The organism is Geomonas sp. (assembly GCF_035254065.1).
Taxonomy (GTDB): Bacteria; Desulfobacterota; Desulfuromonadia; order Geobacterales; family Geobacteraceae; genus Geomonas.
On record NZ_DATFBA010000083.1, the window covers coordinates 1 to 4,376 of the forward strand.

Here is a 4,376-nt window from a genome sequence, read left to right on the forward strand (position 1 = left end):
CGCACCTTGTAGATCGACTCCTCGACGATCTTGTTGCCGGCGGTCTTGGCCACGATCTCCAGGCCGTCCATGATGGGGACGCCGGAGCTGATCATGGTCCCCAGGGTACGGGTGAACTTGGCCACCGAGACCTTCCTGACCAGCGGCCCGACGATGGGGGCGCCCAGCGCCAGCCGGTCGATGGTCTTTCTCCCCTTGGGGGTCGCGTAGTACTTGCCGATGGCGAACTTGAGCCCCACCATGGCGGCGATGATCACCACGATGTACTTGGTCATGAACTCGCTGAGCGCGATGACCATCCGGGTGGGGAGCGGGAGTTCGCCGCCGAATTCGGCGAACATCTTGGCGAAGGTCGGGATGACGAAGACCAGGATGACGCCGACCACCACCACGGCGATGGCCATGATGGTGAGCGGGTATACCATGGCCCCCTTCACCTGCTTCTTGAGCTTCATCGCCTTCTCGATGTAGGCGGCCAGGCGGTTCAGGATGGTGTCCAGGATACCGCCCACCTCGCCGGCCGCCACCAGGTTCACGTAGAGCTGGTCGAAGGCCTTGGGGTGCTTCGCGAGGGCGTCGGCGAAGGTGGAGCCCGATTCCACGTTCTCCTTGACCTTCAGGAGCACCTCCTTGAAGGTCTTGTTCTCCTGCTGGGAGCCGAGGATGTCCAGGCACTGCACCAGCGGCAGGCCGGAGTCGATCATGGTGGCGAACTGGCGGGTGAAGACGACCAGGTCCTTGGTCTCGATCTTGGTCTTGCCCATGCCGGGAAGCTTGAGCTCCATGCTGAGCCCCTTCCCCGCCTCCTTGACCGTGATCCCGGTGAAACCGTATTTCTTGAGCTGCGCTTCGACCTGGGCGGTGTTGGCCGCCTCCATGACCCCTTTCTGGACGGCGCCCGCCTTGCTCCTGGCTTCCCAATTGAACTTGGGCATCTGAGATTACTCCTTTGCCGGCAAGCCGGCCCTGCTACTTGAGCGGTCTGCGCACTACCGCGGCCCCACCCGGCGCGAGCATCTGCTTCAGCTCGTCGGGCTCGGGGGAGCGCCCCAGCGCGTCGTCGACCGAAATTATCTTTTTGGAGAGCAGCGCCATCAGGCACTGGTTCATGGTCTGCATGCCGAACTTATCCTGACCCACCTGCATCTGCGAGTAGATCTGGTGCACCTTGTCGTCGCGGATCAGGTTCCTGATGGCCGGGTTGGGGACCATCACCTCCAGGGCCAGCGCGCGGCCCTGCCCGTTGGCGCGCGGGATCAGGGTCTGGGAGAGCACCCCTTCCAGGACGAAGGAGAGCTGGGTCCTCACCTGGGTCTGCTGGTAGGGGGGGAAGACGTCGATGATCCTGTTGATGGTCTGGGCGCAGGAGTTGGTATGCAGGGTGGCGAAGCAGAGGTGCCCGGTCTCGGCTAACGTCAGCGCCGCCTCGATGGTCTCCAGGTCGCGGAGCTCGCCGATCAGCACCACGTCCGGGTCCTGCCTGAGCACGTACTTGAGCGCGTGCTTGAAGCTCTTGGTGTCGGCCCCCACCTCGCGCTGGTTGACGATGCACCCCTTGTGCGGGTGCAGGTACTCGATGGGGTCCTCCACGGTGACGATGTGGTCGCGCCGCTCGGTGTTGATGCGGTCGATCATGGAGGCGAGCGTGGTGGACTTGCCGGACCCGGTCGGTCCCGTGACCAGGATCAGGCCGCGCGGCTTGTCGCACAGCGCCCTGACCACCGGGGGGAGCCCCAACTGCTCGAAGGTGAGGATCTTGTAGGGGATCACCCGGAAGACGCCGGCCACGGCGCCGCGCTGCACGAAGATGTTGCCGCGGAAGCGGGAGAGCCCCTTCACGCCGAAGGAGAGGTCGAGCTCGTTATCTTCCTCGAAGCGGTGCTTCTGGGAGTCGGTGAGGATGCTGTAGCAGAGCTGCTTGGTCTCCACCGGGGTGAGCGGCGGGATATCCATCGGGGTGAGCTTGCCGTCGATCCTGATCTGGGGGGAGGTGTTGGTGGTGATGTGCAGGTCGGAGCCACCTCGCTCGACCAGGTCCTTCAACAGCTGATGAAAGTTGAGCATGTGCTTATCCTTCTGTTAGTCGTCCGCTACGGTGACGCGCAGCACTTCTTCGAAGGAGGTGACCCCTTCCATGAGCTTGGTGAGCCCCGATTGGCGCATGGTCTTGACCCCCAGCCGCATCGATTCGCGCTTGATCTCGGCGGTGTTGGCCCCGTTTAAGATCAGCTCGCGGATCCCCTCCAGCATGGGCATGACCTGGTAGAAGCCGACACGCCCCTTGTAGCCGGTGCCGTTGCACTTGGCGCAGCCGGTCCCCTTGTAGCAGACCACCCCGGGGGCCTGGTGGGCCGGGACGCCGGCCTGGATGAGCGACTGCACCGGCACCTCCTCCACCTGCTTGCACTCGGAGCAGACGCGGCGGGCGAGCCGCTGGGCGGTGATCAGGTTGACCGCCGAGGCGACCAGGAACGGCTCGATCCCCATGTTGAGGAGCCGGTTGATGGTGGAGGGGGCGTCGTTGGTATGCAGGGTGGAGAGCACCAGGTGGCCGGTTAAGGCCGCCTTGATGCCGATCTCGGCGGTCTCGAAGTCGCGGATCTCGCCGATCATGATGATGTCCGGGTCCTGCCTAAGGAAGGCCCTGAGCGCCGCGGCGAAGTTGAGACCGATGTCCTCGTGCATCTGCACCTGGTTGATGCCGGCGAAGTTGAACTCGACCGGGTCCTCGGCGGTGGAGATGTTCTCGGTGACCTTGTTCAGCTCGGAGAGCGCGGAGTAGAGCGAGACGGTCTTGCCCGACCCCGTCGGGCCGGTGACCAGCACCATGCCGAACGGCTTGTGGATCTCCTTCTGGAAGGCGGCCAGCGCGTCCGGCTCGTAGCCCAGCTTGGTCATGTCCAGCTGCAGGTTCGATTTGTCCAGAAGCCGCAGGACGATCTTCTCGCCGAACAGGGTGGGGAGCACCGAGACCCGGAAGTCCATGTCCTTCCCCTGGCCGAGCTTGATCTTGATGCGGCCGTCCTGGGGGAGCCGGCGCTCGGCGATGTCCAGCTCGCTCATGATCTTGATGCGGGAGGTGATGGCGTTCTTCAGCTTCATGGGAGGCTTCATCACCTCGTAGAGGATGCCGTCGATCCGGTAGCGGACCCTGAAGCTCCTCTCGTAGGGCTCGATGTGGATATCGGAAGCCTTCTTCTTGATGGCGTCGGTCAGGATCAGGTTGACCAGCTTGACGACCGGGGCGTCCTCGGTGGCCCGCTCCAGGGCGGTGACGTCCACCTCCTCGTCGTCGGTCATCACCTCGAAGTCTTCCATCTCCAGGTCGCTCATCACGTCCGCCAGCGAGGCGCTCTGGTCGTAGAGCTTGTCGATGGCGCTCTTGATGGCGCTCTCGGCGACCACCACCACCTCGACGTTGTAGCCGGTCATGAACTTGATGTCGTCGATGGCGAAGATGTTGGAGGGGTCGCTCATGGCGATGATCAGGGTGGAACCAGCCCTGTTCACCGGCACGATCTGGTACTTGTGGGCGACCTCGGCGGGGATGATCTTGGTAACCGAGGGATCGACGTCGTAGTCGGCCAGGTTGATGGTGGGGACGCCGTACTGTTTGGAGAGAAACGAGGTGAGGTCGGCCTCGCTGATCAGGGAATCGCGGATCAGGATGGAGCCCAGGCGCAGATTGCCGCCGGCCGCCTTCTGCTCGGCGAGCGCGTTCTTCAACTGCTCCTTGGTGATCAGGTTGTGACCGACCAGCAGTTCACCCAGTCTGCTTACATGCATGTGAAAACCTCGGGGCTTTTGTAACCCAGGAATGGTATTTGGTTATTTCTGCGTTGTCAAGAGATACCTAATGAAGGAGCGGCGCCAGCGCCCCCTCCATGCAACCTGGGGGTGGACGCACCCCGGTCCAGATGGCGAAGGCCGCCTCCCCCTGGGCGACCAGCATCCCCAGGCCGTTGGCGTTTCGGACCCCGCAGGCGGCCGCTTCCCTCATGAGGGGGGTGACCGGCGGGGCGTAGACCATGTCGTAGAGGACGGCTCCCTGCTTGAGGTGGGAGAGGCTCAAGCCGGGGAAGGAGTCGCCGGCCATGCCGACCGAGGTGGTGTTGACGATCAGGTCGAACCCCTTGAGGTAGCCGGCATCGGCGAGCCGTTCCAGTCTCGCGGCGGCGAGCCTGACCGAGAGGCGTCCCCCCAGTTCCCCGGCGAGCTCCTCCCCCTTTTCCAGCGAGCGGTTGACGATCTCGATGCGGGCGGCGCCGGCCAGCGCCAGTGAGACCAGTGCGCTGCGGGCGGCGCCGCCGGCTCCCAGCACCAGCACCGAGCGCCCGGAGGGGGTGAAGCCGAGTTTTCCCTCCAGCGCCGCCAGC

At 64.1% G+C, this 4,376-nt stretch carries 4 protein-coding genes; all 4 read right to left on the reverse strand.

The window, feature by feature from the left end; genetic code table 11:
• On the reverse strand, nt 1-935 hold a 935-nt coding region (locus VJ604_RS04385; RefSeq protein ID WP_324080164.1), incomplete at its 3' end, for a type II secretion system F family protein.
• 34 nt (nt 936-969) lie between these two features.
• The gene (locus VJ604_RS04390; RefSeq protein ID WP_324080165.1) at nt 970-2,064 is read right to left on the reverse strand and encodes a type IV pilus twitching motility protein PilT; all 1,095 of its coding nucleotides are present in this window, start codon (nt 2,062-2,064) and stop codon (nt 970-972) included.
• Between the two features lie 15 nt (nt 2,065-2,079).
• The gene (pilB, locus tag VJ604_RS04395) at nt 2,080-3,786 is read right to left on the reverse strand and encodes a type IV-A pilus assembly ATPase PilB (protein WP_324080166.1); all 1,707 of its coding nucleotides are present in this window, start codon (nt 3,784-3,786) and stop codon (nt 2,080-2,082) included.
• Between the two features lie 67 nt (nt 3,787-3,853).
• Nucleotides 3,854-4,376: shikimate dehydrogenase family protein (locus tag VJ604_RS04400; RefSeq protein WP_414652390.1), on the reverse strand; the 523-nt coding region annotated here is incomplete at its 5' end.